24 protein-coding genes and 2 pseudogenes are annotated in these 26,676 nt (G+C 45.5%); 20 read left to right on the plus strand and 6 right to left on the minus strand.

Annotated features, from left to right (window positions below):
* Window positions 1-13: 13 nt before the first annotated feature.
* Both ASL11_RS34870 and ASL11_RS34880 read right to left on the minus strand, forming a co-directional pair.
* Entirely contained in the window at window positions 14-739 is a 726-nt protein-coding gene (locus ASL11_RS34870; protein ID WP_056625912.1) for a polysaccharide deacetylase family protein, read from the minus strand.
* 773 nt (window positions 740-1,512) lie between these two features.
* The gene (locus tag ASL11_RS34880; RefSeq protein ID WP_056625917.1) at window positions 1,513-2,007 is read right to left on the minus strand and encodes a hypothetical protein; all 495 of its coding nucleotides are present in this window, start codon (window positions 2,005-2,007) and stop codon (window positions 1,513-1,515) included.
* A 531-nt stretch (window positions 2,008-2,538) separates the two neighbouring features.
* Between ASL11_RS34880 and ASL11_RS37785 the strand changes: the two are divergent.
* The 3 genes and pseudogenes from ASL11_RS37785 to ASL11_RS36200 form a co-directional block, all read left to right on the plus strand.
* Window positions 2,539-2,680: pseudogene (locus ASL11_RS37785) on the plus strand (IS110 family transposase); the annotation flags it as partial.
* Window positions 2,681-2,947: 267 nt separating this feature from the next.
* The gene (locus ASL11_RS34885) at window positions 2,948-3,283 is read left to right on the plus strand and encodes a YmaF family protein (protein ID WP_056625920.1); all 336 of its coding nucleotides are present in this window, start codon (window positions 2,948-2,950) and stop codon (window positions 3,281-3,283) included.
* Window positions 3,276-3,629: a response regulator gene (locus ASL11_RS36200; RefSeq protein ID WP_235550666.1), complete on the plus strand. Its 354-nt coding sequence runs from the start codon at window positions 3,276-3,278 to the stop codon at window positions 3,627-3,629. The genes ASL11_RS34885 and ASL11_RS36200 overlap by 8 nt, the downstream gene beginning before the upstream one ends.
* On the opposite strand, the gene ASL11_RS34890 is transcribed toward ASL11_RS36200, so the two are convergent.
* Entirely contained in the window at window positions 3,568-4,233 is a 666-nt protein-coding gene (locus ASL11_RS34890; protein ID WP_056625927.1) for a family 43 glycosylhydrolase, read from the minus strand. The genes ASL11_RS36200 and ASL11_RS34890 overlap by 62 nt on opposite strands.
* Window positions 4,234-4,638: 405 nt before the next feature.
* Between ASL11_RS34890 and ASL11_RS34895 the strand changes: the two genes are divergently transcribed.
* On the plus strand, window positions 4,639-7,296 hold the full coding sequence (locus tag ASL11_RS34895) for a hypothetical protein (protein ID WP_056625929.1): 2,658 nt from the start codon (window positions 4,639-4,641) through the stop codon (window positions 7,294-7,296).
* A gap of 213 nt (window positions 7,297-7,509) precedes the next feature.
* Window positions 7,510-7,905, plus strand: a complete 396-nt coding sequence (locus ASL11_RS34900) for a ParB N-terminal domain-containing protein (protein ID WP_082596073.1) — start codon at window positions 7,510-7,512, stop codon at window positions 7,903-7,905.
* Window positions 7,906-8,276: 371 nt separating this feature from the next.
* On the opposite strand, the gene ASL11_RS34905 is transcribed toward ASL11_RS34900, so the two are convergent.
* Window positions 8,277-9,122, minus strand: coding sequence for an SDR family oxidoreductase (locus ASL11_RS34905; protein WP_056625936.1), 846 nt, complete (start codon window positions 9,120-9,122; stop codon window positions 8,277-8,279).
* 94 nt (window positions 9,123-9,216) lie between these two features.
* On the opposite strand from ASL11_RS34905, the gene ASL11_RS34910 reads away from it, so the two are divergent.
* The gene (locus ASL11_RS34910) at window positions 9,217-9,630 is read left to right on the plus strand and encodes a MerR family transcriptional regulator (RefSeq protein WP_056625939.1); all 414 of its coding nucleotides are present in this window, start codon (window positions 9,217-9,219) and stop codon (window positions 9,628-9,630) included.
* 704 nt (window positions 9,631-10,334) lie between these two features.
* On the opposite strand, the gene ASL11_RS34915 is transcribed toward ASL11_RS34910, so the two are convergent.
* Together ASL11_RS34915 and ASL11_RS34920 are read right to left on the minus strand one after the other, a co-directional pair.
* Window positions 10,335-11,531, minus strand: a complete 1,197-nt coding sequence (locus ASL11_RS34915) for an MFS transporter (protein ID WP_056625942.1) — start codon at window positions 11,529-11,531, stop codon at window positions 10,335-10,337.
* 67 nt (window positions 11,532-11,598) lie between these two features.
* Entirely contained in the window at window positions 11,599-11,880 is a 282-nt protein-coding gene (locus ASL11_RS34920; protein ID WP_056625944.1) for an ArsR/SmtB family transcription factor, read from the minus strand.
* A 203-nt stretch (window positions 11,881-12,083) separates the two neighbouring features.
* Between ASL11_RS34920 and ASL11_RS36205 the strand changes: the two are divergent.
* The 14 genes and pseudogenes from ASL11_RS36205 to ASL11_RS34980 all read left to right on the plus strand — a co-directional run.
* Window positions 12,084-12,376 (plus strand): annotated as a pseudogene (locus ASL11_RS36205) (IS110 family transposase); the annotation flags it as partial.
* An 83-nt stretch (window positions 12,377-12,459) separates the two neighbouring features.
* Window positions 12,460-13,035, plus strand: a complete 576-nt coding sequence (locus tag ASL11_RS34925; protein ID WP_056625947.1) for a TetR/AcrR family transcriptional regulator — start codon at window positions 12,460-12,462, stop codon at window positions 13,033-13,035.
* 67 nt (window positions 13,036-13,102) lie between these two features.
* Window positions 13,103-14,320 carry an MFS transporter gene (locus ASL11_RS34930; protein WP_056625950.1) on the plus strand — a complete coding sequence of 406 codons (1,218 nt, stop codon included), beginning with the start codon at window positions 13,103-13,105 and terminating at the stop codon, window positions 14,318-14,320.
* 581 nt (window positions 14,321-14,901) lie between these two features.
* Window positions 14,902-16,287, plus strand: coding sequence for a hypothetical protein (locus ASL11_RS36915; protein ID WP_056625953.1), 1,386 nt, complete (start codon window positions 14,902-14,904; stop codon window positions 16,285-16,287).
* The gene (locus ASL11_RS36920; RefSeq protein WP_157257165.1) at window positions 16,241-16,459 is read left to right on the plus strand and encodes an aspartyl-phosphate phosphatase Spo0E family protein; all 219 of its coding nucleotides are present in this window, start codon (window positions 16,241-16,243) and stop codon (window positions 16,457-16,459) included. Before ASL11_RS36915 ends, ASL11_RS36920 begins: the two co-directional genes overlap by 47 nt.
* A 319-nt stretch (window positions 16,460-16,778) precedes the next feature.
* Window positions 16,779-17,186: a hypothetical protein gene (locus ASL11_RS34940; protein ID WP_056625957.1), complete on the plus strand. Its 408-nt coding sequence runs from the start codon at window positions 16,779-16,781 to the stop codon at window positions 17,184-17,186.
* A gap of 48 nt (window positions 17,187-17,234) precedes the next feature.
* Window positions 17,235-17,537: a hypothetical protein gene (locus tag ASL11_RS34945; RefSeq protein ID WP_157257157.1), complete on the plus strand. Its 303-nt coding sequence runs from the start codon at window positions 17,235-17,237 to the stop codon at window positions 17,535-17,537.
* Window positions 17,538-17,945: 408 nt separating this feature from the next.
* Window positions 17,946-18,932, plus strand: coding sequence for a formylglycine-generating enzyme family protein (locus ASL11_RS34950; RefSeq protein ID WP_056625964.1), 987 nt, complete (start codon window positions 17,946-17,948; stop codon window positions 18,930-18,932).
* A 35-nt stretch (window positions 18,933-18,967) separates the two neighbouring features.
* Window positions 18,968-19,930 carry a carbohydrate ABC transporter permease gene (locus ASL11_RS34955; protein WP_157257158.1) on the plus strand — a complete coding sequence of 321 codons (963 nt, stop codon included), beginning with the start codon at window positions 18,968-18,970 and terminating at the stop codon, window positions 19,928-19,930.
* A gap of 12 nt (window positions 19,931-19,942) precedes the next feature.
* Window positions 19,943-20,779: a carbohydrate ABC transporter permease gene (locus ASL11_RS34960; RefSeq protein WP_235550667.1), complete on the plus strand. Its 837-nt coding sequence runs from the start codon at window positions 19,943-19,945 to the stop codon at window positions 20,777-20,779.
* Window positions 20,780-20,822: 43 nt separating this feature from the next.
* A complete protein-coding gene (locus ASL11_RS34965; protein ID WP_056625967.1) occupies window positions 20,823-22,340 on the plus strand; it encodes an ABC transporter substrate-binding protein in 1,518 nt (505 codons plus the stop codon).
* A gap of 25 nt (window positions 22,341-22,365) precedes the next feature.
* Window positions 22,366-23,877, plus strand: coding sequence for a sulfatase family protein (locus ASL11_RS34970; RefSeq protein WP_056625970.1), 1,512 nt, complete (start codon window positions 22,366-22,368; stop codon window positions 23,875-23,877).
* Between the two features lie 49 nt (window positions 23,878-23,926).
* Entirely contained in the window at window positions 23,927-25,282 is a 1,356-nt protein-coding gene (locus tag ASL11_RS34975; protein WP_157257159.1) for a sulfatase-like hydrolase/transferase, read from the plus strand.
* A gap of 17 nt (window positions 25,283-25,299) precedes the next feature.
* Window positions 25,300-26,655, plus strand: coding sequence for a sulfatase-like hydrolase/transferase (locus tag ASL11_RS34980; RefSeq protein WP_056625977.1), 1,356 nt, complete (start codon window positions 25,300-25,302; stop codon window positions 26,653-26,655).
* Window positions 26,656-26,676: the final 21 nt, after the last annotated feature.

Below are 26,676 nucleotides of genomic sequence, written 5' to 3' on the forward strand. Positions count from 1 at the left end.
CTTTCATGAACGTTCACGGATTCTTAGCAGGGACTGCCTTGCGATAGGTTAATAGCTCGGAGACGGTAACAAACCGATACCCTCTCTTCTCCAATTCCGGTAAGATTTTTTTAAGAGCCTCAATAGTCTGAGTTTGTCCTTCCACGTAATCGTGGAACAATACGATATCCCCGCTGCTCGAATTGTTTAATACTTTATTTACAATTGTACTGACCCCTGGCGTATTCCAATCCTTCGTATCTAAATGCCAAGACCACATTATCATTTGATATCCTTCTTGCTTGACAATACTGACTAACCTCTCGTTATAAAAGCCTCCAGGGGGACGAAATAAATGACATCGAATCCCGGCGACGGAGAAAATGGTTTCCTCTGCTTTATTAATTTCATTTTTCATGTTTATCCGTTTCGAAAGAAAAGCATGGCTATATGTATGATTGGCTATCTCATGTCCTTCGTTTACTTCTCGTTTGAGTACGTCAGGAAATAGTTTTATTTTATTCCCAACCACAAAAAATGTGGCTTTAGCATGATACTGCTTGAGCAAGTCCAAGATCTGAGGTGTATATCTTGGATGAGGACCGTCATCGAATGTTAAGGCGATCACTTTCTCATCGGTAGATATTTCCCAGACGACTTCTCCTCTCGTTTCATAATAAGATCGGTCTTTTTGGGGAGCGGCGTAACCAACAGACTGAAATAAAAAAAAACAAATACAAAAATTTAGGATCGTTTTCATGGTTGCCTCCTGATTTTAGTTCAATTTTCAATATTAGGATGCACCAATTGTTTAAATTAACTCGGTAAAAAAATGGGTATAAATTGAGGATGAACCGATAGAAATTCTATTTACAAAAACTCTTTAGCTTAAGTAGTGATATATATTATGCAAAAGGGAATCGATAGCTTGCAGCCGACTATGTTGAGGCAAGAGGAAAGAGGAAGGGTGTAGTTTTTTGTTGTGAAGAACAGGTACTTGAAACGATCAAAAAAAACTTTATAAACTGGGTTACTCAAGCTTTGCTTTTCTTTTTCTGATTCGGATTCAGTAAATTTTCTGTTAGATGAAATACAAAAATATATGAAATAAAAATTACTATATAAATGAAGGGGGAATACCATAGCTTCCAACCTTTATATATAAATACGTGGCAAAGGTGAGCTAACCACTCAAAAAAAACAGATATTAATGAGAACCCGATTATATATAGATTGCGATAGATTCCTTTCAGCTTCCACTTATCATAAAACCATAAAAAAATGTATGTGAATGGAGGGTAATTAAAATAATAAATGACAATATCCATTACCTCATATTTAGAACTATCGTTTACGTCATACAAATCAAATGGTTTAACAGCTATTAACGAATCAACTGTCTGCGAAATAAATACAGTAAATACCGTATAAACTATAATCGATAGTGGAGAAAAACGTTTAGGAAGCAATATTGCTACGGTTAATAAAACAGCCAATGAAATTAGAGTAAACCATTCATTTATGTCAAATCGTTCAGGGGGATACAATATCACGGTGATCACACTTCCCATACATTTTTCTGAATAATAAGCTGAAGCAAAATGATTCAACCAAGACGACATACCAAACAACGATCGCATAGCCGAAATTCCAGCCCGTAAATTTCACTATACCTAATTTTTCAAATAACATATACGATTCGATCAAAACTGCAAACCATATCCCTAAGAAAAGCATTTTGAAGAGGAACCGTGGTTTACTGTGGAAAAACGAAAAAAGAAGCCACATCGTTGCGATCGGAAATACTACTAACTGATTCATTTTATAGAAGAAAAAAGCGGAAAGAGCTTCCGAAAACTCAAGCAGCTTATAATTATCAAGAATCGCCGAATGGATCTGTTCAATGGTAACTACAATGACCATGTAGTACACTATTTTTTCAATTGGTAGGAATATTTTCTGCATCCTTCGTAATGTATACAGAACCCCAATGCTTATTAAAAACATAATAATGTTCAAAGTGACCACCAATATACCTCCAATTTTAGGAAAGAAGATGTCACAATTAAAATTCCCATTTGTAGTTTTTGTATACTATTGAATTAGAACATTGTCCGAATGACATAGAACATACATAGACGATTCATGTAGGAGCCTCTCACCAGAGTTTGCTGATTTCAGCAGTTGTGGTTTGACAGGCTCTGTTTGTATTTTATGCTCTAATATTACTTGTGATTATAGGACGAATAATTTAGCGAAATGAGGAAAGCACACCAAATACTGAAAATGTTTTTATATCCGGGGGGGGGACAGCAGTGGAGGTTACCTTCTCTAGACTGCAAATCGTATTTTTGTTATTTAAATTACAGATAACATTTGCTGAATATAACATCCTTAAATGCTGCCGGCATTGGCAGCATTTATTCATCTAACGGGCAGCATTCCTATAATGTAGAAATACGAGGTTTGAAGACCAAAAAGACTCCTTGGTATGATGTAAAAAGGATCCTAGTTGCTGGACAGCGACAGATCCAATAGCAATATCAAGGAGACTACACTATGAATTCTACCCAAAATCAGAAAATAACTCAAATCACCGGCTAGAGTAATTATTGGTGTAGACATCGCCAAGTTCAATCATTTGGCTAGAGCGCAAGACTTTCGCGGAGTCGAATATGGAAAATCAATTGCATTCGAGAACATTTTACCGCTAACAATGGATCGGTAGCCTCTTCTGTTTAACGACACTGGCTGACGCACAGTCAGACGTCCCTATTTTTTTGAAGTATTATCGTGGCTTTGCTCGGCACGCCGTATTTGCTACTGTTTATGTACCCCAGCTCGGTTCCGAAGTAATGAATGGGATGACAGCTCTTCAATAATTGGTCGATAGACCTAACACAACGTCTGCCGATAATTAATAAACTACTCTTGAAGTGACTTGACTCCAAGGGGATGACATTGTCGGATGAAAAAAAAGGCGACGAGAAAGCGGCAGACGCACGTTCATGAATTTGAGGGAAGTACGAAGCTGGCGGAGGAAGGCGCGGACAGACACAATCATCGATTTGCAGGCGTAACAGGGCAAGCGATTCGGAGCGGCAAAAGCCATATTCATGAAATCGATCTATCGAATACGGACTTTTTAGATCATTTTCATAATCTCAAAAAAATCAAAACAGGGCCCGCCATTCCTGTCGGCAACGGCAAGCATGTGCACTTCGTCACCGGAATGACGACAGAGAATGATGAGCATAGACACCAATTCAATTTTGCTACGTTAATTGATAGACCGCTTGTATAATCAAGCCAAAAAGGCCGGCCAGAGCTTTCTGGGCGGCCTTTTTTGTTGTTACTCAGCGTTAGCCTTGGCACTAGAACATAAGCCTGAATTGATCATAACGGATATGAAAATGAAACGGATGTCAGGACTCCAATTGCTCGACGCGTTAGTGAAGGAGGCAACGTTTGCCTGGAATGCTGTAGTCGTCAGCGGGTATGATGATTTCGAAATCGTCCGACAAGCCATGAAGCTCGGTGCCTTCGACTATTTGTTGAAGCCGATTAATACGCTGGAACTCGGCCAAGTTATGGAGAGAGCCATTTCTCAACTAGAGAGGGAGCGTATTGACCATACCATTGTCCTTTGAATTCTGCTACGGAGCCGTGGGAAGTCGAACAGCCAGTCGGCTCAAGGAAAATGCCACGATATGTCCACGGACCAAGGGGACTCGTGCTGGTGGCGTAACGCATGCGGTTCAGGTTGTCGAGATTGTCCGAGTAGTTCAAGTAGAAGATGTCGTTTCTCTTGAACACCCAAGCTGCCTCGTGGAAATCTTCCAACCCAACCATATCCTGCATGTCCCCCTTAAGGGACACCATATCGTCGTTCAGCTCACCGCCTGCACACCTGCTCCCACCACCGTAATACATATAAGCTCGACCGTCGTCATCCACCAGTACGCATGGATCGATCATCGCAAACCCGCCAAGTCCTACGATATATCCCTGATCGGTAAAGCCACTTCCAGGGTGTTGACTTGTTGCGACGCCCATTTTCCAAGAGTCGTTCCAATTCGAACCACTTGGATGCGGATAATAGAAATAATAGGTCCCATTTTTGAACGCGCAGTCGGGTGCCCACATAAATCCGCCTTCTGGTCTGCCCCAAGACACGTCATCTGAGCGGAGGATCTCTCCCTCATCAACCCAATTCACCATATCCTCCGATGAGAAAACATGATATCTGTCCATTAGATCGCAGCCTCTAGCCGGATCCTATATGTCTCATTATTGTGCTCCTCCAGTAACCTATGTTAAATGCTAAATCTTGAATGATTTCTTATTTCAGCATAACTCGAAAAACAGGAGTGGCGCCATGAGGCGTTTTTAAATTTTATAGGCGGATTACATACACAATATTCGGAAGAAGGAACCCATGGGCTAGCCTGGGCGCTCATAATGTTTCACGATAGAGTCGCTACCAACTTTCTACATTCAGACACTTTCCCAACCTTTGGAAGTTAAAAATATAATAATATTCCAAAAGACCCATGTTATTCAAAATTTCTTGATGTAAAATAAAGGAAATCAGTAACAACAGTTATATAACAATCATCCAATGGCTGATGGAATCCACGCCGTAAGGAGATCTCGATATTGTTGTCCATGAATATGTTTACCGGCAGGAAAAGTACAAAAAATGAGAGTTTGACAGGGAAGGAACGCGTGCCCTCAGAAGAGGGCCTAAGTTCTGAAAGGCCGTCAGGCCCTCCGTCATTTCTAATGCGACCCAATCAAGTGATGCAGCTACAGCAAACCATAGGAAACCGGGCAGTTCAGCGTATGGTGACATCCAACACTGGAGCGGTAACCGCTCGCTCATTATCCATATCAGATATGCCGCATCCGGTGCTGCAGCGCTATAGCCAGGGTCAAGTCGATAAAGCCGTTTCGACGATGTACAGAGTGAAAGAGGACGAACCTACGTACAAAGACGCTGAAACTCAGGTCAAGGAAATTCTAGAGATTGGAGAGGCGACGGGGTTGTTTGCAGAGATTTTTGAAATGGCAGTTAGTGGCCTTGTGTTGAATCCTGACGGACTCCACAAGACGCTTACCGCGTTCAGGGCTAAAATCCGGGAAAGTGGTTCGGCTAAGAAGACATCAACTAGCAAGACCGACAATGAAGCCACAAAATCTGGCACCGGCTTTGTTCGTGAGATATTGTTTGCCCTTGAGCAAATAAAAGCAGGTAATACCGCCCAGTTCGGAACGATGCTGCCTGATAATCTAAGAGATGCTTTGAATCAATCAGGAAAGGAACAGCAAGCGAATGAGCTCGATAAGATACCGATTGGTCTCGGATACGGATGGGGCGGAGATAGCGTCGTGTGGGGGAGTAATGTCGAAACCATCCAACATAAGGTTGTCGAAGGGGCATTAGTAGAAACCGTTAAACGGGAGATTATCAAGGCTGTCAAGCAGTTGAACGGACAGAATGAGGAAGTTGCGCTTGAAGGTTCAACCAAAATTGCCGATATCGTCGTCATGCCTACGAATTTAGAGTGGTACAAACTCAATACTGAAGAAATGCAGAAGGTTGTTACGGAAACTCTGGCATCCAATACTTTCCGCAAAAAAAATCTTGATCAAATCGTCGACCTTGTCCGTATTACTTCTGGGGATCAGCAGTATTCGTTTGCTATCAAAGAAGGAACTGTTGAATTGACTTCCGTTGAAAAGTCGGATGTTGTAGTAAAATTGACGCAGAAATCGACCAATAAGTACGATGAGAAAGCGATTAAGCGGCCTCCTGATAAACAAATCGCTGATAAGAAACCGTTAGTGCCTGTCACCGAAGACCCGCAAAAAGTACGTTCAAAAAAAATTGAAGAGCTAAAAAAATCAATCGCAGTCATTGAAAAAGGGCGAACCACAGATCTGGCTAAGGATGAGATAACCAAGGCATCATTGGATACCCGACAAAAGAGGATCGTTGAAAGAAATAAATGGAAGAGTGTCGACAAGTTGAGGACAGATATAAGCTGGGCATCCGAATACCCTTCTGAAGCTAAAGAATTAGCAGAAGCAGAGATAGTTGTTGACAAAGCTATAAATAAATGGGAAATCGATAATAAGGACACCAATTTCAAGACACTGGAGAAATTCAGATCCGAAAAGCAAACTCTCGAGAAGGAACATAAAGACGTACAGGATAAAATTGTTGACTTGGAAAAGGCTCGGCAACATCGGGTGACCTATGTGGATGAGCAGATAAAAACTGATTTAAAAAGTCGTTATCAGGCCCAGTATAAAGAAGAAAAAGCAGTTATCAAAAAGCTCACGGATCTCTGGCGCAAGGAAGATGAAGATAGGTTTATGCAACGTGTTTCAGAGTTAAGAAATGAGTGGGCCATAAACAATCCTGAAACTGCTCTGAAAGCAAAAGAAGCCGACGAACGGGAGGCAAACGGCACAGGAGGTAACAAGATGTTAAATGAGAAAAAGGAGCGCCACCGCAAGGATAATCAGGTATTAATAGAGGAAAGCTGGAAGAACAACGATAATCTCTTGAACATCGTTTCTACCATTTTGGGCAATTCGGAAAAGGTCGATCTGTTGGCATTAAATATCGGCAGAATAAAATCCGCGACCGGCAATCGCAAGAAGGTGAATGAACTGATGCATGAAGTGGCGCAGGAGCTTACACTGGCTCATAAGTATACCCCTAACAAAATTAGCGAGCCTGAATTCAAGCAGGCCACGGAGGATATGTGCAAAGGTGCGGAATTCGTCAATTTCCAGGGACATATGGCCGAGTTCCGTCATGCCAACAGGGCAGCCGCCAATCTATCGGATGAGGCGATAACGCCGATATATATCGGAACGAAAAAATGGGATGAGAAAGATATGGACAGCAAAAGAGAGCTTCAGGAAGTCGATGTATCTTACATAGAAAAAGATAATGTTATGTATCTTTGTGAGGTTGCTTACGATTTTGAAACATTGGAGAAAAAGCTGGTCGGAAACAAAGTGTCGCAGCGTGAAGGGTACCAATCACTAATCAAGAAATTAGTAATGTCTAACAAATATACAAAGGTCGAGATGGCTTACGTTCTCGACACCGTCCAGGATGGAGAGTTCGAGCAGTTGTTCAAGAAAAAAACAAAGCAATCCGGAACAAGTCCCAACGATGGCACTGGCAATATGGCTCAATATCTTATCTTGGGTAACATGTCCCTATTTGTAGCGGGCAAGCTTTATACAACAGAGGATTTGAAGAGATCATTCACGGAATATACAAAAAGAGACTGAAACGTTGAACGAGTATGATGTCTGTCTAGAGTACTCATGTACTGATAAATCCCGATCCAATGATTTTTGGGGAGTGGGATTTTGAATTTAAAACCTTAATTACTCCACGAATACTTCATGGAATAGGAAAAGATATAAAAAGAAGGTGTAAGTTATGTCGGAATTTACATTGAAAGCAGCAATGGAATATGCCTCAAATGGTGATATTGAAACATGGATTCATTTTTTTTTTTGAATAGTGAAGGAGATAATGTTGGTTTATCGGAAGGTTTAAAAATGCAAAAACGATACTATCTAGGTCCATTAGAAGTCGAAATAAATCGTCTCGACAGAGTGGTTGGACCTGAACAGCATATGGAGTACGTTGAAAATGAAGATTGGTGGAACTACAACATTAATCAAATTTGTGAACGTATTGAAGGTGGGTGGGATATGCCACCTTTAATTGCGGAAAATAGAAATGGAATATTTAGTATAAGAGATGGTAATCATCGTTTAGGTGCTTTAGAAAAACTAAAGAAAGAAAAGTATTTTGTTATTATTTGGGATAACAATAGCTTGGAAAATATGTTAAAGGCTTTGTCTAACGAGAGTGAAGAAGTAAGTTAAATGGTACGAAGCTCAGCGGTGGAATCAATCCATCGCTTTTTTGTAATGACCATTCAACTAAGGGTAGTTATGATCAATGAGCGGTTGTGATAAAATGGAAAAAGAAGTGATGGACTAGTGTTTTTGATATCTTCGGTTTTAGGGCTAAGAAAAAGGTTTCTCTTAAATAATTTTTTGCGCTAACAAAGAACAGATACCACAATAATACAGCCTGCCGAAGTGATCCGGCAGGCTATTAACGGGCCTGTTATAGGTAAAATTGTTGACTGATGATGCTCAATATAGTCCAGCCAGATACTAATAGCTTAAGTCGAAGTGATTATAGGGGGGCCAAAGCAGCCATTTATGGCTTAAGGTACGCCCTCCTTTTTTTATGCAAAATAATGTCCTTTTTCGAGATCAGCGATCAATCCGTTCTGCATCGGTATCCAGCCCAGAAGCTCCCTTGTTGCCAGACTCGCTTGCGTAGTGTTATACAAGCTTGTGATGTCTAATGCCGCAATTCTACCAAGAAAGCCGAAATGGGCGATTGCTTTTTCAGGTGTTATACTGATCGCCGGCACGTTCAGTTGCCGCCCGATGACCGCGGCGATCTCTTGGAGCGAAATGCCTTCATCGCCGGCGCCAAGCAGCCGTGAGCCCGCGGGGGCTATTTCTAGCGCCAGACGGTACAGGACCGCAGCATCCAGGCGGTGAATCGCCGGCCAGTGGTTCGTTCCGTCGCCGATGTAGGCGGCGAAGCCCTTCGCCCGGGCGATCTTGATCATCATTGGCACAAAGCCCTTATCACCTTCACCGTGCACGGACGGTGCAAGCGAGACGATCGATGTCCGAATACCCCGCTCTGCCATTGCGAGCACTGCAAGATCCACGGTATGTCCATTTGCGTGAGCTGTGGTAATGAACGGCTTCCCGGTGCCTTCGAGCGCCGCTCCCATGGCTTTGACGGCCCGCAAATCCAGAGCTAACGCACCTTCAAAGTCGGAAAAATCGTTGGTGAATGCCAGATGAATCACGCCGTCCGCAGCCGCGGCAGCGCTGCCTAGAGTATCGAGATCGTCCAGATTGCCGAACAGCACTTCGGCTCCTGCCGCCTTTAACCCCGCGGCTTTCTCTTCAGAACGGCAAAGCCCCGAAACTGTATGTCCCGCGTCGATCAGTTCCTGGACGACCGCAGAACCGACATACCCTGTTGCTCCTGTAACAAAAACATGCATAATGATATCCTCCTTCAAATGTTGACTGCTTGATCATGTTAAGCATAAACTATAAAGTGAACTCTATGGCAAGCGCTTCAAAGGAGAAATGATCATGAAAATTCAGGAACTGGCGGACAAGATGGGATTAACGATCCATACGATCCGCTTTTATGAAAAGGAAGGCTTGCTGGATGATCGGCATGTCCGGCGAGAAAGCAACAATTACCGTAACTATTCGGAAGAAGCTATCGAGCGGTTGAAGCTCATCAAGAAGTTCCAGTCCATCGGCTGTTCGCTGGCTGAACTGAAGGAAGTTCTGCAGGACCACGACGCTAATGCGCAAACTAACCTACAGATTATAGATTGGATTCGCGGCAAGAAAAAGGAGATCGAAAGCAAGAAGGAAGAATACGACCAAATGCTGGAAACCCTTAACAAGATGCTGGAGTATCGGACTCTACTCATGGACGATCCGCAAAAAGCTCAAGAGATGTTAATGACTTCGCATGCCAGCTCATCCGATTGAGCTGCATTTGTAGCTTCCCTTTAGTCCATGCGGAACAACTGAAACAGGCATGCATACAAGTTATTACGTTCGGCGACTCGGAATCTCAACCCCGAGTTAAAGGAAACTTAAGAATAATACTAGAGTAATCATTAAAAAAGACGATCCGCATTGATTAGAAATCGGGGAGGATAAGGCTTTAGTATCAAAGAAGTGTTTGGAAGAGGGATGGATAGTTCGTTGGCTATATCGCGAGCAAGCAGACCGGAAGGAAGACAGTGGAACTCGCCCCTTTAAAATATAAACCTTAGACCCTCAGCCCGTTGCTGTGGGTCTCTTTTTTGTAATTCAACTAAAGAGCAGATTAGCATGGATAAATGTCGGGCTGTTGACATAGTACAATCCCCGTAAGAAACTTGCCAACGGGGATTGCTCATTTAATGACAAATTGGTTTCGCGATTGTTTAGCAAGGTACAGTCTCGGGGTTGGGTGAACTGGAAACTTTTAGTTGAATCAAACAGTAGCAGTCTATCAATCTAGTAAACCAAGTGGGACAAGCAAAACGACTACAACTACTTATCGGGTCTTTGAGTGTTACGACGAACACCTCAACCATATCTTTCCGAATGTATAGGCCTTCCAAAAGAGAAGGCTACCGGGGGATCGGCAGCCATCTGCGGAACTGTTAAGAGCTATCGTGAAATTTGGCTTCCTATTTGATTAATCAGGCTTCCACTTCCCTCAAGTTTCGCTCTTCCAACTTCCTGCGCGAATGGGAGCGAGATAGTCCGAGCGATGCAGCGGCTGTCCCCGCGGCGATGGTAACTCCCGCAGCCCCAATCCAACTGATGGCCGGCAACGACGCTTGCTCTATGACGATGCCCCCAATCCCCGCTCCGGCGGCCATGGCAAGCTGAACGACCGACATGTTTAGGCTAAGCATAATGCCGGAAGCTTCCGGAGCAAGCGTGATTAAATGAACCTGCTGCGTAGGACCCGACGACCAGGCCGAGAATGACCAGAGCATGAGAAGCGGGAACACGAGAGCAGGGGATAGAGCTGCCAGCGATAACAGGATTAGAGCTACTGCGTGCAGCAGCATGCCGCCGACCAGCGTGCGGGGAAATCCCCATTTGTCTGTGCTATAGCCTCCGAGCTTAGAGCCAATCAAGCTTGCGATGCCGAAAGCGAACAATCCAATGCTTACCCATTTTTCACTCATTCCCGTAACGGTGAGTAGAAACGGCGAAATGTACGTATAGGCAATCGAATATCCACCGATCCAGAAGAAGGTTACAGACAAGGCCAAAACGGTTTTTCGTTCCTTCAACAGCGCCAACTGTTTACGAAGCGGCACTGGTTCTTCGCCATCCGTTTGCGGAATCGTGAAGGCAATAAGAAGCATAGCGAACAGCCCGAGTACGCCGATTCCCCCGAAAATAGTTTTCCAATCGTAGGCGGAAGCGACAACCCTTCCAAGAGGAACGCCGATGATCAGCGAGGTACTGAAGCCCATAACGAGTGTCGCTATGGCGCTACCTTGCTTTTCAGGCGGAGCCATCTTGGAGGCTACGGTCATGGCTGTAACGACAAACACCCCGGTACTGAGTGCCAAGATGATCCGAGATCCGATTAGAGATTCATATCCCGGCAAAATAAAGGTGATTCCGTTTCCTATTACGAAAAGGCCGAGTGAGTAAAGCAGCAGCTTCCGACGCTCCAAGCGGGCAGTAACGGCCATAAGGAGAGGGGTCCCGAAAGCGTAAGCGAGCGAGAAAACGGTAATGAGCTGTCCTGCAGCGGACACCGAGACACCGATATCCTCCGCAACTTTATCCAAAATTCCTGCGATGATAAACTCCGACGTTCCGACTAGAAAACTGACGGCGGCCAACATGTAAATTTTCCAAGCGTATGACATGATTTTCTTACTCCTCTCTCAATCCTATCTTCTATATTTCTAGAAATATAGAAATAATGACAAAAAATTATTCCAGCAAATACGGTGCATACTTTTGTGCTATTTCGCGGTTCACGCTGTAGTAGATGTACGTTCCATCCTTTCGGAGATCGAGCAGGCCGCAATCCGTCAATTGCTTCAGGTGATGGGATAGTGTCGAGCCAGCGACGGATTCCAGCTTGCTTCCGATATCGGAGCAGCACAAATTCCTCTCTTCGTTAAGCAACAGGGCAATTTTAAGCCGTGTCGGTTCCCCTAGTGCTTTGTATACTTTGACGGCTTGCCGTGCTTCCGCGTTATCCTCGATCATCGTTATCTCACCTTTGCTTATTGTCATTATTTCTATATCTGTCGAAATAAATTTACCATACCTTAGGATAAAAGTAAATAGGGTTATTTTCATTCGCTTGCCGATAATAAAAGAGCCATCAGGTGAAAATGATAAATCACCATTGAGCTTTTTACGTTCTATATTCTGACTAAATGAAGCATCAACGTAATTATCGTTCCAAGATTGGCATGGAACCCACAGGGCATTATTGGTGGAATTAGCGAATTGGCTTACAAACAAAGGATCTAATGTTGTCCTAGTGAATCCGGCCACGACCAAAAGAAACAAGGAGAATCGAGATAATAGTCCTTCCAAGAGTGATCCGAAGGATGCGCTTGTCATCGCGGACATTGTAAGCCGTGGTTATTATTATAAACATACGCGGCAGACTCAAGAGTTCCAAAGACTACGCACCCTGATGAGTGATCGAGAGTTTTGGGTAGCATATAGTGTCCGGTTGCAGAATCGAATTATTTCTAATTTTCATATCTGCAGAAAATACTGGACTAATCGTTCCGGAAAGGTATATACTCTACCTACGGAAACGGAGGGAGAACCATGGGACGCTACAAAGAGTTTGATAAAGAAGCGGTGCTTCATAAAGCGATGCTCGTTTTTTGGAAGAAGGGCTACGAAGCGGCAAGCATTCCCGATTTGCTGGAAGCTATGGATCTTAGCAGATCAAGTCTGTACGAAACGTTCGGGGACAAACAAACGCTTTATATCGAGGCGATCAACTGGTACAAGAAGTGGAAGCAAGCCAAACGGGACATCCTCGTCAATGCGACATCCGCAAAATCGGGAATCCGGCAGTACTTCGAGATACACATCGATTCCGCCTTGGACGGAGAGTCACCGAAGGGCTGTCTCATTACTAATGCAGCAGTCGGCATGGATTCGCCAGATGAGCAACTGAATGCGTTGATCAGGGAGCGGTTTGACGAGTTGGAGAAATCCTTCTACGAGCTGCTGCGCAAAGGTCAGGAGACGGGAGAAATCATGCCTGAGAAAGATATCAAGACTTTATCTTATCTGCTCTCAAACCTGAATCATAGTATAAATATCGTTGCGAAGGTGAAGGGTGACCGCAGCAAGATGCAGCAGATGATAGACATGGTGATGGAATTGATATAAAACATTTTTTTTTGCACATTCTGGAACGACTGTTCCATAAAATTCTGGTGAGCAAAGGGGACTTTCTATGCATTCAGCTTCCTTTCCAACGGAAAAATCGGTTTCGGCATCGCTGATTTTTATCCTGGCAGCCGCTTGCGGTATCATAGCGGCAAATCTTTATTATGCTCAACCATTGATAGGCTCCATCGGTTCGACCATCGGGCTCTCCTCTGGGGCTGCCGCACTCATCGTTACATTGACTCAAGTCGGCTACGGGATTGGCTTGTTATTTATCGTACCGTTGGGAGACATCCTGGATAATCGTAAGTTGATCCTTTCATCATTGCTCCTTACAGCCGTTGTTTTGACAATTGCCGCTGTAATCAAAAGCGCCATCCTGTTCCTCACCGCTTCACTCGTGATCGGAGTAGGTTCCGTAGCAGCACAAATCCTTGTACCGTATGCGGCTCATCTTTCGCCTGAAGCCGTGCGCGGTCGCAATGTGGGCAACGTCATGAGCGGGCTACTTCTGGGGATTATGCTCGCGCGTCCCATTTCAAGCTTGGTGGCGGAGTATATGGGCTGGCGCGCCATATATCTCATCTCCGCAGCATTGATTTTCGCGCTGGCTCTTGTATTGGCAAAGGCACTACCCTCAAGGAAGCCTTTGACCGCTACAGCTTACCCGGCGCTGCTGCACTCCATGCTGCATCTGCTGAAGGCAACACCGGCATTGCGCCGGAGGGCAATTTATCATGCTTGTGTATTCGGAACGTTCAGTTTGTTTTGGACTACAGTTCCGTTGGTATTGACAAGTCAGCCGTTCCATTTCACTCAGAAGGAGGTCGCTCTGTTCGCATTAGTCGGGGTAATGGGGGCAATTGTGGCGCCAGCGGCGGGCCGTATGGCAGACCGTGGATGGGTTCGCCCGGCTACGGGATGGGCGTTGGCCATCGTCATCATTTCCGGGTTGCTTCCCTTGCTAGTTCCATCAAGTTCTGCACTCGCAATCCCCATCCTCGTAGTTGCGGCGATTTTACTTGACATGGGGGTTTCCGCCAACATGGTTCTCGGGCAGCGGGTGATTTTCTCTTTAGGAGCGGAATTTCGCAGTAGGCTTAACGGTTTGTATATGGCCATTTTCTTTTTAGGGGGCGCTATCGGCTCAGCGGCAGGGGGATGGGCTTACGCAACGGGGGGCTGGGAGGCGGCACTGCTGATCGGAATCGCCTTACCAGCCATCGCCATGGCGTATTATGCGACGGAGTTTTCGAGATTAAGGAAGGAAAATCTCATTGATTGAGGAGCACAGTTGAGTAATCCACACGTTCTAAGCTAACGAATAACGTTAATTGATCCTATCGGAGGCATTTTTCTTGTTCATAGTAAATGTAGAGGGTGCAGTTTTTAAAGAAGAAAAATGGTTGATTATTAGGCGTAGAACGTAAGAACGTTTGTTCAATACACTGCAATGGGAGGCTGCCGGCACGATCGGCAGCCTTTCGCTCACTAACGGGCAGGGTAACATGGAAATTTTATCGGGACGAGGGATGTGTAACTGAAGCACTACGAATATGCCAGGTACTAGGTAACTCTTTAAATTTAAAATGTTGTAACATGAAGCTTCGAGATATAATTGATTTGCATAAAAGCGCAGAAGCAATAGGGTTGGCTAATCAGGGATTTTAAAATAACTGGTACTGATTTAAGTCCAGTATCAACAGAAGAAGCAACAATATAGGTACTAACTTTTGGAAGTAGTATTATGTAAATGTAACAAAAGCCAGATTACAAGTGTCATTAGATCTGAAAGGGTTATCTCGTGGAAGATGTTAGGAATCCGTATCCCCACTTGATTTGGCCGGGAAGGAGGTGAAAAACAGTATGTTTACAAAGCATTCAGGAACAAAAGGAACGATCTGGCTTAGGAGTTTGTGCATCGTATTCGTTCTGGCGTTTATACAGCAGTATGCGTATCCCCTCATCGCAAAGGCCACTCTATTGGAGTCGCTGAATAACCTAACGGTAGACCCAATCTACTCAGCCAAGCATTCTAGTGAAGAGTCGGGGTCTGAGAATTCACTGAGAGCGGTTTCCGGACAATTAAATTTGACGCCAGTGGTATCGAATCTTCCGAATTTATCTAACGTTCTGACCAACATCGGAAATTCGGCTCCACCTACCACTAACCAGGTGAAAGATTCGTCGTCTTTGCCACCTGTTTCGACTCCGTCTGCGGAGAAAACTTCCGGACACGGTCTGCTTCCCGATCTGCAGGTGATAACACCTCCTATTTCAGTTGAAACGCCTTTGGTAAATTTGGACGTTCCATCTGTGAAGGTGGAAGTATCCAGTGATCGGATACCGTTGGTGTCGGTAAACTTGCCTGCCGCAAAAGTCGACACATCAATCGTTCAAATAGAGACGCCTGCGATTAAGGCTGAAGTTCCATTGACGCCGATACCAGCACCCCAAATCGAGGTGGTTACTCCGACCGTTCTTCAAGTGAAAGTGTCTGTGACGGATATCCCAGTGCCGAGTACGAGCCAGTCGAATCTACCTCTGATCGAGGGAGAAAAGGCTGAGATAGGAAAGAAAGAACCGCTTATCGTAACAGACGGAGCTCAGAATCTGCACTTCAATACGAGTGGGAATGAAAGTCCTACCGCAAGATCGTTTCCAGTGAACGGTACCGTACCCGATGCACAGGTCAAGTTAACTCCGACAGCGGATCAATGGAAAGACGGCTCGGTAAGCAAATCATTCCCGTGTTCCACGATAAGAGATCCTGATCCTCCTACGGCCTTACGGATGTTGAAGCTCGTATTATCATTGCCCGTTCCGACGGAAGTGAATGCTCTGATCGAGCCACAGATGGCCGCGAAGGAACAGACAGGAACATCAGAAGCAACTCCGATTCGTACGGATCTCGCGAGTACTTGGTTTTCCGCCCCGTTGACTCTTTACACAGGAAACGGGTCAACGGGAGGGGGCGGATCTCTCGTTACTGGAAGCAGTGCGTCATTTGGAAGTCTGGGTTTTCTTTTTCCTGATATTCTTCTGCCTCTGCCAAAGATAAAGAACCAAAACTATGAACACTTCCGGCTTTTTAGTACGAATCAATGGTCGAAGCCGCCACCAGCTCAACCGCCTCGATTTACCTTCTTCTCACTCGTCGTTAAACAAGTTGAGAAGGAGTGTAAATCAAATGAAATACAAATCCATGGGAAAGATCCCTTTGAAGCGGGAGCTATCAAAGGCTCTGCCTGAACAAGCTTTGGACAACCTTTCAGCAATCGATCAGGCCATTTACGAGAAACGGCAACAATTAAATAAATACGCTAGAACATATGGTCTTTCAGACCCTAGATGTCTTCATTGTTCGATGGAACTCGATGAATTAATTAATGCTTTCAATAAGATCAATAAAACATTTGATTAAATCTTTGTAAGAGTTTATTACAAGAAGTGATTTCGTTAACGAGGAATTATAATTTAATCAAGGAGCCATGAAGGCAGCCGGCATTGATCGGCTGCCTTTGTCTGTTGAAGTAACGGGCGCGATAGTTGAATATCTTCACAATAAAGCTACCACGGGATTCGCTTGTAGCTTCGTTAAGCTAACGGGCAGAATAGTTGAAGAAGAATGTTATTATTTATAAAATGTCCTCTAAGTGGACAGTGTACATAGCAAATTAATATAGATTCTCATTTAATGTGATAGGAGAAAGATTCCCTAAAACATTAAAGGAGGAAATTTAATGTCTAATATATCGAAGATAATTAAATCAAGTGGGATCCTAAATAATTTCAATTTCCAAGCATTTTTAGTGGATGTGGAAGTCGCAAATCTAGATCCAGATGATGACCGTAAAGCATTAGTAAAAATTTTTAGTTGGAACAATAATATACCTACACTATTACCAGTTCTTTCATTCAACGGACCCAATTTAACAGAAGGTAATGGTGGCGCAATTACAATTAAAGAAAGCACTACGTGTTCATTTGTTGCTTTTACTACAGGTGTTTTTGCATATGAAGTCAGAGTCACGTTATTTAACACATCGGAAAATGTTGTGGTAACAAGTCAGGGTATAGAACTATCTGGTAATAATGTTGTAGGACAAACGGTTCTAGATAAGGATTTTAAAACTGTTGATTTAGATTAAATAATATATCAATTTGAATAAACCAATTATTCGTTTGCGAGGAAGTGGGTGAATAATGTGATTAATGCCCCGAATAGTAGGATAGAAAAGATAATGCAAAAACTATCTCTAAATGAGCCACTCATTTCAAATATGCCAGTAAATATAAATCTAGTTGAACAGGCACAGAAGTTTGAAAATTTAAAGCGAACTCATCCAATTAATGAGGCTGATAAAACTCACAAGTTACGCATATTAATGCAAAATCTCCCACCAAACCATCCACTCATTCAAATGATGGAAGGAAATTTGAAACAAGTTAAACAAGCACAAAGGTCAGAAAAACTAAGAAAAATTCTGCCACTGAATTAATTGTAGATGGGTCATGATAATGTTCCAGCGCTTGAGATTTTATAAAAGTTCGCTAAACTAACGAGGAACGATAGTTCAATGCCAGAAGGGCTGCCACTTGGTAGCCCTTCACTCAGCTAACGTGCAGTAGAGCGTCGAGGCATACGGCTATTTTAAACTTGTGCAGGATAGTTTGGTGGTCTAGCGTTTCACGATCTTCTAAACAATTTGCCAAAAACGGTTGACAATTTACGGGGTTAGGGGATAAAATTCTAGACAAAGAGATAACCGAGTAATCTTATTGGTTTTAATTAATTAATTAATTTCAACATAGTCGACCGTATAAACGGAGACGTAACTCATGAACGTAATTGTTCATGTCGTGCGTCTCTTTTTTTTTATTTCTAAACATAGAAAGGAAGACGCTTCATGCGAACAACTAACAAACTTAGCTGTTGCTCCGCTGCTCGAACAGAGGAGCAGCAAGTATCCGTCGCGCCGCAAAACAAGATCACATTCATACATATGGAATCGGTTGCTGGGAGTAGCAAGAAGGAACCGTTTCTAGCAGAAGGCATGATTTATTTGCCGGGAGGCGATTTCTTGATGGGCACCGATGATGCAGAAGGCTTCCCGAATGACGGGGAAGGGCCGATTCGAACGGTCGAGCTTTCACCGTTCTATCTCGATGCCTGCACGATTACGAATGAGCAGTTCGCCAAGTTCGTCCGGCAAACTGGTTATGTAACGGAGGCGGAAAGGTTCGGATGGTCGTTCGTCTTTCATTTGTTCGTCCCAGATAAGGTACGGGAGGTGGATGCAAGGCCAGTGCCGAACGTGCCGTGGTGGCTCGCTGTGAACGGAGCTTGCTGGTCTCGGCCGGAAGGCAGTGGCTCTTCGATCGATGAACGGCTGGATCATCCCGTCGTTCATGTTTCTTGGCATGATGCAACGCAGTATGCCAAATGGACCGGCAAGCGGCTTCCGACGGAAGCCGAGTGGGAATTTGCGGCTCGTGGAGGCTTAATTCAGAAGCGCTACCCTTGGGGCGATCTACTGAAGCCTGGTGCAGAGCATTTATGCAATGTTTGGCAGGGGAAATTCCCAGACAAAAACCATGCCTCCGATGGTTACGCTGGTACCGCACCTGCCCGTTCGTTCCCACCGAATGGTTACGGTTTGTATAACATGGTTGGCAATGTGTGGGAATGGTGCTCCGATTGGTTTACAGCAGCGCCGGACAGAAACAGGAGAAATCCGCGCGGGCCATCTTTCGGCGTTAGCCGATCGATGCGCGGGGGTTCGTATTTGTGCCATAAGTCTTACTGCAACCGCTACCGAGTTGCTGCTCGCAGTGCTAATACGCCGGATAGTTCAACAGGGAACATAGGGTTTCGCTGTGCGGCAGATGCCTAATGGATTGAATTCAAATGAAAGGAGGTGGTAACTGCATGCAAATGGTTACTCAAAATAAAACGCAGAAAAGAGAGAAGCCGACATGGTTTCATTACCGCTTGCACAAAGAGATGTGGTGCTGGGCTTTTATCGCGCCGCAGTTGGCTTTGTTCCTGCTATTTACGGTGTACCCTATCGCAATGAGCTATGTGTATGCTTTTTTCCATTGGAATGGTTACGGACCTCTTCGAGATTTCGCGGGATTCGATAATTTCAAGGAGACGCTTCTTGATCCGATTTTCTGGAACGCTTTTCGCAACAGTATTTTGTTTATGGTTTGTTTGGTAGCGATTCAAGTACCGCTTGCACTGCTCATGGCTCTCTTGTTGAATGCTAGTTGGCTCAAAGGGAAGGTGTTTTACCGCACGGTGTACTTCTTACCGGTTGTTACGACCACGGCCGTTGTTGGCTTAGTGATGCGGTTTGCATTCGGTGCTTATAAAGGTCTAGTGAACGAGGTACTCCTGCGTCTCGGATGGATTGAACGGCCAGTGGATTGGCTCGGATCGATCGATACGGCATTGGCGATTGTCATTGTGGTTGGCATTTGGAAAACCTTCGGGATGAAGCTTGTGTATTGGTTAGCGGGTATTCAAGCTCTGCCAAAGGAATTGTTCGAAGCAGCCCGTATCGATGGAGCCTCCGCTTGGCAATTGTTCCGTTATTTGACGATACCTCTGTTGCTGCCGGTTGGGACTGTTATTGTGCTGATGTCGGCCGTTAATGCGCTCCATGTATTTGATCTGGTTAAGACGATGACCAACGGCGGCCCAGCCTTCAAAACGGATATGGTTGATGTATACATATACCGGTATGCGTTCTCTGGCAACGGGGAAGCCCGGGTAGGCTTCGCCTCCGCAGCGGGAGTTTTGTATGGGATTGTGGTCATGCTCATTTCAATTATATTGGGGTTGTTTGTCAAATGGACTGGCGGACGTAAAGCGTCCGGGCGGTTATAGGAGGGACTCACCTTGAAAAGGAAGCTTCTGCGCATGCCGCTATTAGCTTTGCATACTTTGTTGATCGGGATTGGCATCGTCTGGATTTATCCATTCATATGGATGATTGCCGCCTCTTTCAAGACAAATAACGAGTATATCGTTTCAGGCATCACGTTATTGCCGCAAAAGTTTCAACTTGCTAATTATAAACGGGCATGGGAAACGGCACATTTTTCCGTTTACTTCTGGAACACACTGATTGTTACCGTTTCGGTAGTGCTCATCGTGCTCGCTGTGTGCTCCCTTACGGGTTACGCAATTGGACGTTATCGATTTCGTGGACGGCTGTTTTTCGTAACGGCTGTTACTGCGACAATGTTCATGCCCAAGGGATACACGATTATTCCGGTTTATTCGCTCGTTAACACTATGGGACTCAACAATTCCCTTTGGGGAGTAATTTTAGCAGAGGCGGGCAGCGGACATATCTTGTTTATTTTGCTATTCGTTGCCTATTTCCGTGGTCTTCCGAAGGAACTGGAGGAATCAGCGGAAATCGACGGGAGTGGTTTCTTCAGAACGTTTGCGAGCATTATGCTTCCTATGGCAAAACCGATCATCGCAACTACAGCGATCATGCAGTTTATGTGGACGTGGAACGCGTTTCTTATGCCGCTCATTTTCACACTCAGCAAGCCAAATTTACGGACGCTCGGTGTGGGTATGTTTCAGTTCGTAGGCGAAAATACGATGGACTGGACGGGAATGGCAGCGGCGGCCAGCATATCTTTGCTGCCTATCCTTGCTGTATTTATTTTGCTGCAGCGCTATTTTATCGAAGGTGTCTCAGGTGCAATTAAAGGATAAGCATATTTAAGAAAAAGTTTTTTAATTTAAGAGGAGGATGGCTATGAATAAGAAATGGATCAATGGATTTGGCGCTTTGGCGCTGGGGAGTGTTGTGGTGCTCTCAGGTTGCACAGGAAATAACGCTGAAAATCCGGAACAAACGAAAGAAGTCGGGCAAGAAGCAGTCGTCACGGTGTGGGGAGGAAGCGATTTCTTGAAGGGGGACGAGAGTCCTGGTCAGCGTATGGTAAAGGAATTTAATGAAAAAAACAAAGGTCGTATTCGGGTCGAAGCCCGTTACATGCCTTGGGCTGAATACAATTCAGCTGTTCAGGCGGCAGCCACGTCTAACGAGCTTCCAGATATTTTCCAAACTCCGCAAAATACAGATATACGTTCCATCGTAGCCAATGGATGGGCGCTTCCGTATGACGGTCTTCTTTCGGAGGAGTGGAAGAAGCAGTTTATTGCGGGATCCTTTGCCGAAGGTGTCAACGTCATTGATGGCAAAACCTACTCATGGCCACTCACGGGGCCGCAGTTGAGTTCGATCTTGTACTATAACAAGGATGTACTGCAGAAAGCTGGGCTTGACCCAGAGAAGCCGCCGACAACTTGGGATGAGCTGCGCAGTATGTCAAACACGATTACGGCCAAGGGCAAGGGCGATGTATACGGGATCGTATTCGGCGGTGGAGAGAGCGGTGACGCCTCAGGCATCGGCAAATTCGTGAACGCGCTGAGCGCAGGCATTGATCCTCAGGCGGCAGAGGGATTCAATTATAAGACCGGCCAATACGTATACAGCTCCAAAGCCACACTTGATGCTTTCGATTTCTTGTTAAAGCTCAAAGCGGACGGTAGTATTTTGCCCTCCTCTTTTACATTGAAAAGCACAGAAGCAAGTGTGCTATTCGGTCAAGGCAAGGCAGCTTTTCTGATTGATGGACGCGCCCGCATGTGGATTGCGAAGAGGGATACGCCTGATGTTAAGTTGGGACTCGCAGCCGTACCGACGCCTACTGGAAGCAAGCCAACTTATTACTATGTGCAAGCAGCCCCAGCTGGCTATCTCATATCGGCCAAATCCAAAAATGCGAAAGCCGCAGCGGAGTTTATAGAGAAAGCCTTTTCCTCACAGCTATTTTATGAAAAGTACCTAAACAGCGGCGTCGCTTTAACGCCAATTAATAGTATTAATGAGAATAAGGCACTATATCCGTACCCTGAATTCGATTCGTTCTTGAAACTACATAAAGAAGAGTTGAAACTTCGGCCGGATTATGCGATTCAAAACCCGCAAACCGCTAAGGTGATCGTGGGACTGGGAACCCTTTCGCAGCCGAAAATCAAGCCATCATTCAGCGATATTCTGCAAGCGGTGCTGACGGGGGCTGAGAAAGATGCAGCACCTTTGCTCAAAGCCTATGATGAGAAATTAAACAAAGGCCTCGACGAGGCTGTGAATAAAGTAAAGTCATCTGGTGTGCAGGTGAGCAGAGATGATTTCACCTTCCCTAATTGGCAGGCGGATAAAGACTATACATCGGATGATTATAAGCAATTAGTTAAAAAATAATAATTTCGGAGTGGAGCTGTTTTCTGTGAGCCGCAAGCCTAACATTTTGCTTATTACAAGCGACCAACAGCATTGGAATACGATCGGTGCCTTTCAACCTGAAATTAAGACACCGAATCTGGATCGCTTAGTCAAGGAAGGAACAATGTTTACCAGAGCTTACTGCCCTAATCCTACCTGTACGCCGACCCGCAGCTCCTTAATTACAGGGCAATACCCGAGTCAACATGGCGCATGGACATTGGGGACGAAGCTTCCTGAGAATGTTCATACGGTCGGTGAAGATTTTCAGAAGGCGGGTTATGAAACTGCGCTCATTGGCAAAGCGCATTTCCAACCACTGGTTTCGACGGAGGAATATCCGTCTCTAGAGGCATACCCGCTGCTTCAGGATTTGGATTTTTGGAGGCAGTTCGACGAGTCGTATTACGGCTTTAAGCATGTGGAGCTTGCCCGGAATCATACGAATGAGGCCCATGCCGGACAGCACTACGCACTATGGCTGGAGGAGAAAGGCTGCACAGACTGGCGTAACTATTTTCTATCTCCGACCGGCACGATGGATCCCAAGCAAGTCCACAAATGGGCGATCCCTGAACAATATCATTATGACGCCTGGATCGCTGAACGCACCAATGCGCTGCTTGAACAGTACCAGCAAACAGATCAGCCATTTTTCCTGTGGGCGAGCTTCTTCGATCCGCACCCACCTTACCTAGTGCCAGAGCCATGGGACACGATGTACGATCCGAATCAGTTAACACTTCCGAAGCTGCAGCAGGGAGAGCATGCTGTCAATCCGCCGCATTTCCGTCTGGCACAAGAGGAAAAGCCTGATTTCTCCTCGTATCGAGAGTCCGGTTTCGGCATGCATGGCTTACGCTCACACTTGCATGATGAGGAAGAGCTTCGCAAGAACATTGCGGTGTACTACGGAATGACGAGTTTAATGGATGCCTATATTGGACGTATTCTCGATAAGTTGGATGAACTCGGTCTTGCAGAAGATACGCTGGTTGTGTTCACGTCTGATCACGGTCATTTATTCGGGCATCATGGTCTCATTGCCAAAGGTCCGTTTCATTATGAAGATCTCATTCGTGTACCTATGATTGCTCGTTACCCCGGTCAAGTTCCAGCAGGACGCGTGTCGGTTTCCATGCAATCACTCGTTGACTATGCACCGACTTTGCTAAGCTACGCAGGCTTGCCAATCCCTTCTTCCATGACGGGGATAGACCAACGGGAGGTTTGGAATGGGAAACAAGAAGCTGCCCGCGACCATATCCTTTGTGAGAACCACCATGAACCAACGACCATTCATTTGAAAACATATGTTGATGAGCGTTACAAGCTCACGGTCTACTACAATCAATCATACGGCGAGCTATTCGATCTTCAGGAGGATCCACTGGAAGTGCGGAATCTATGGGATGAACTGGAATATGAGGCTTTGAAATCCAACCTGCTGCTGCGGTATGCATGGGCGGAGCTTGGGAAAGAACCGATTTGGATGCCCCGAATCGCCAATGCTTGACGAGAGAATACTTGCTATTTTGCATTGAAAAAGAAGGAGATGAATGTTTATGGCAAACGCACAAAAAGCTTCACAACCGAATGTTATCGTATTCTTCACGGATCAACAGCGCTGGGATACGACTGGGGTGCACGGAAATCCGCTTGGACTTACACCTAATTTCGATCGAATGGCGGCACGGGGAACTCATTTATACAATTCATTTACTTGTCAGCCAGTTTGCGGTCCGGCGCGATCGGTGTTTCAGACGGGCTTGTATCCGACGACGACGGGCTGTCATCGTAATTCAATTCCGCTGCCGGAAGGGACACAAACGTTGGCGCATTATTTCCGCAACGCAGGATACAAAACCGGGTATATCGGAAAATGGCATCTCGCTGGCGAGAATCCGGTTACGGAGAAGGGGCGTGGCGGTTACGAGTATTGGCTTGCGGCGAATGCCTTGGAAATGACATCCGACTCCTACGATGCAGTTGTCTTTAATAATGACAATGAGCGAGTAAAGCTGCCCGGTTACAGAGTCGATGCGTTGACAGATGCAGCGATTCGCTACATCGATCAGGAGCAGGAAAATCCCTTCTTCCTATTCCTTTCCTTCTTGGAGCCACATCATCAAAATCATCGGGATGACTATCCATCGCCGGACATTTATCAAGAAGCTTACACTGGCAGATGGACACCTCCTGATTTGGCTGCATTGGGCGGCACAAGCGCGCAGCATCTAGGCGGTTATTTTGGCATGGTGAAACGGCTCGATGAAGCACTCGGACGGTTGTTCGACGCCGTCAAAAGTTTAGGACTCGCCGATAATACCATTATCTTGTTTACGTCCGACCACGCGTGCCATTTCAAAACGCGCAACAGCGAGTACAAGCGGTCATGCCATGAAAGCTCCATCCGTGTACCGTCTGCGGTAATCGGCCCAGGTTTCGATAGCGGAGGGCAAATCCGCGAGCTTGTCAGCTTGATCGATCTGCCGCCTACGCTGCTGGATGCGGCAGGCATTGAGGTGCCGGAAGCGATGCAGGGAAAATCACTTCTTCCTCTGTTACGTCGGGAGACAGCTAGTTGGCCGGACGATGTTTATGTGCAGATCAGCGAAGCTCAGATCGGCAGAGCGATTCGAACTTCGCGATGGAAATATTCCGTATCGGCTAGAGAACCGATTGGCGATGTACCAACTGCGGATTCCTACGTTGAAGAATTTTTATACGATCTTCAGGCAGATCCATATGAATTAACGAACTTAATAGGGTTCGCTTCACATGGAGATGTCACTGCTATTTTGAGAGAGCGACTGCTCCGGAGAATGGAAGCGGCAGGCGAACCGAAAGCCGAGATCGTAGAGGCGCAAAGCAAAAAGAGCGGGCAGCGACGTGTATCCGAACACGAATCACGTGTGTAAAGAGAGGGAGAATGAGTATGAGCAATTCCATCATTATCATGTCCGATGAGCATAATCCGATGTATTCGTCCGTATATGGACATCCGTTTTTGCGGACGCCGAATATGGAACGTCTAGCAGGTAGAGGTACGGTGTATGAAAATGCCTATTGCCCTTCCCCCCTTTGCAGCCCAAGCCGCAGCGCCTTTTTTACGGGTAAGAGAGTGCATGAACTACAAAACTATAGCAATTGCAATCTGGCTTTGCCAACGGGTGCTGCTTCCTATGGCAAAGTGCTAGGAGAGCAGGGCGTTCATACTGTCTACTTCGGCAAGTCTGATGTATTTGACGATATAGAGCGTCTAGGTTTTTCGGAGCTTCATTATACGAAGGCACGTAAACTGCCGGGAGATGTCAATTTCCATCGCAGGCCTCTTGCTATCCGTGAGGGAGCAGCTCAACGGGCAAACGGTTATGGGGTTAAAGATGACGCTTTCGACTCTGATTTAAAGATTATGGATGCAGCATTGGCGTGGTTGACGAATGTCGCCCCTACCCTTACAACGCCATGGAATTTGACGATTAATTTGATTAATCCTCATTTTCCACAATGGAATACGCAAGCTTATTGGGATTTGTATCCGGAAGCGGCTGATCTGCCTCGGTATGGCGTCATTGAGGAGAGCGCCAATCATCCCTATGCTAAAGATTTGCGCGAGCATTTCGAAGCAGACTTGTTTACAGAGGAGCAAATTCGCGGACTTCGACGCGGTTATGTGGGCAACGTTGCGTTTATTGACGATCAGCTAGGAAGACTGCTGGATACGGTAGATGCTCGTGGGTTAGCAGAAACCACACAATTGATCTACACCTCGGATCATGGCGAAATGCTGGGTAAATTCGGAATGTGGTGGAAATGTTCCTTGTATGAAGACTCGGTACGTATTCCGTGTATTGGAGCAGGCCCGGGGTTCTCGCAGGGCGTTCGGGTAACGACTCCCGTCGATTTGCACGACGTGCAAGCATCGTTGTTTCACGCTGCTGGTGTAATAAGGCCAGCTGAATGGGCAGGAAGCCCACTGCAGCAAATCGCTCAGGATGACACCGAACGTGTCGTGTTTTCTGAATATCACGGTCATGGTACCCGTTCGGGCGCGTTTATGATACGCAAAGGATTCTGGAAGCTTATTGTTTACATGGAAGCACCGCATCAGCTATTTCGCCTAGATACAGATCCGGAAGAGCTTTGTAATGTTTATGAGCAATATCCAGGGAAGGCTGCAGAGCTTGATGCGGAGCTGCGGCGAATATGTTCGCCGGAAGCGGAGAATGAGAAAGCGCATCAGTTCCAGGAGAAGCAGATGGAGCTGCTTGAGCGATTCATAGCACGATAATAGTAATAGTTCCTTGGAAGG

Origin of the sequence: Paenibacillus sp. Soil750 (assembly GCF_001428045.1) — a bacterium.
In the GTDB taxonomy this organism is placed as follows: domain Bacteria; phylum Bacillota; class Bacilli; order Paenibacillales; family NBRC-103111; genus Paenibacillus_E; species Paenibacillus_E allorhizoplanae.